This is a genomic window from Candidatus Protochlamydia sp. R18, from assembly GCF_000648255.1.
Taxonomy (GTDB): domain Bacteria; phylum Chlamydiota; class Chlamydiia; order Chlamydiales; family Parachlamydiaceae; genus Protochlamydia; species Protochlamydia amoebophila.
Map to the genome: position 1 here is coordinate 1 of NZ_BASL01000671.1, position 1982 is coordinate 1982.

Consider the following 1982-nt stretch of genomic DNA (forward strand, 5'->3'; position numbering starts at 1 on the left):
TTTAAATACAAATACTGAAACCGATCAACAAGCCGTAGTTGAAAAAGAGACTGACAACGTTTCCTCATTTACGAATTTAACAAGTCAAGAAAATATAGCAAAGCCAAGTTGGTTGGAAACGGCATTAAAGGTTATCCAGACATTAATGAACAGCTTATTCAGTTTTGTTAAAATAAAGTAATTTAGTAGAGATTCTAGAGCTTCAAACGTTTTATAAATGATAAAGATTATAGGAACGTTAAATATGTCAATACATTCAAGCCCCTTAAGCCCTTCAATGGGCTCTTTTGATTATCCCTTAGCAAATCCAGCAAGAAAAATTGTTACGAATTCTCGTTTAGGTGGTGTTCAAAAGAAAGTGAGCAAGCTTTCTAAAAGTCCTAATCAACTTGAACTTGTTTCAGCGATTCAAACAATTGAAAAGCTGATGCAAAAGCATAAGGCAGAGAGGCAAGAATATAAAGCTGAGAGGCAAGAATATAAAGCAGAGGTGCAAAAGCATAAAGCAGAAATGCAAAAGTTAATGGATGACCATGAGCAGTTTTTAAGGGATTTTAGACCTCCTTTATGCAAGGTAAAAGAAAGTTTAAATACAAATGCTGATCTTGATCAACAAGCCGTAGTTGAAAAAAAGACTGACAATATTTCTTTATTTACGAATTCAATAAGGCAAGAAATTATAGCAAAACCAAGTTGGTGGGAATCAGCATTAAAGATTATCCAGACATTGATAAACAACTTGTTCAGTTTTGTTAAAATAAAGTAATTTAGTAGATATTCTAGAGCTTCAAACGTTTTTATAAATGATAATGATAAAGCTGCTTTATTTTAAAGTTTATAGGATTTTCTAATATGTCAATACATTCAAGCCCCTTAAGCCCTTCAATGTGCTCTTTCGATTATCCCTTGGCAAATCCAGCAAGAGAAATTGTTACGAATTCTCGTTTAGGCGATGTTCAAAAAAAAGTGAGCAAGCTTGCTGAAAGACCTACCCAACCTGAATCTATCTCTACGATTCAAATCATGCAAAATCTTATAAAAGAGCATGAAGCAAGGGTTCAAGAACATGAAGCAAGGGTTCAAGAGCATGAAGCAAGAATGCAAAAATTAATGGATGATCATGAACAGTTTTTAAGAGATTTTAGACCCCCTCCACGCCAGGTAAAAGAAAGTTTAAATACAAATACTGAAACCGATCAACAAGCCGTAGTTGAAAAAGAGACTGACAACGTTTCCTCATTTACGAATTTAACAAGTCAAGAAAATATAGCAAAGCCAAGTTGGTTGGAAACGGCATTAAAGGTTATCCAGACATTAATGAACAGCTTATTCAGTTTTGTTAAAATAAAGTAATTTAGTAGAGATTCTAGAGCTTCAAACGTTTTATAAATGATAAAGATTATAGGAACGTTAAATATGTCAATACATTCAAGCCCCTTAAGCCCTTCAATGGGCTCTTTTGATTATCCCTTAGCAAATCCAGCAAGAAAAATTGTTACGAATTCTCGTTTAGGTGGTGTTCAAAAGAAAGTGAGCAAGCTTTCTAAAAGTCCTAATCAACTTGAACTTGTTTCAGCGATTCAAACAATTGAAAAGCTGATGCAAAAGCATAAGGCAGAGAGGCAAGAATATAAAGCTGAGAGGCAAGAATATAAAGCAGAGGTGCAAAAGCATAAAGCAGAAATGCAAAAGTTAATGGATGACCATGAGCAGTTTTTAAGGGATTTTAGACCTCCTTTATGCAAGGTAAAAGAAAGTTTAAATACAAATGCTGATCTTGATCAACAAGCCGTAGTTGAAAAAAAGACTGACAATATTTCTTTATTTACGAATTCAATAAGGCAAGAAATTATAGCAAAACCAAGTTGGTGGGAATCAGCATTAAAGATTATCCAGACATTGATAAACAACTTGTTCAGTTTTGTTAAAATAAAGTAATTTAGTAGATATTCTAGAGCTTCAAACGTTTTTATAAATGATAA

The 1982-nt window shown here is 33.3% G+C and carries 4 protein-coding genes; all 4 read left to right on the forward strand.

The features are described from left to right. A partial coding sequence (locus tag TY19_RS16175; protein ID WP_042280588.1) for a hypothetical protein occupies positions 1-181 on the forward strand: 181 nt, incomplete at its 5' end. Positions 182-244: 63 nt separating this feature from the next. Beyond that, complete coding sequence (locus TY19_RS04800) at positions 245-766, forward strand: hypothetical protein (RefSeq protein ID WP_042280581.1); 522 nt, start codon at positions 245-247, stop codon at positions 764-766. Between the two features lie 86 nt (positions 767-852). Continuing rightward, on the forward strand, positions 853-1353 hold the full coding sequence (locus tag TY19_RS04805) for a hypothetical protein (RefSeq protein WP_042280624.1): 501 nt from the start codon (positions 853-855) through the stop codon (positions 1351-1353). Between the two features lie 63 nt (positions 1354-1416). Continuing rightward, positions 1417-1938, forward strand: coding sequence for a hypothetical protein (locus tag TY19_RS04810; protein ID WP_042280581.1), 522 nt, complete (start codon positions 1417-1419; stop codon positions 1936-1938). Positions 1939-1982 lie beyond the last annotated feature (44 nt).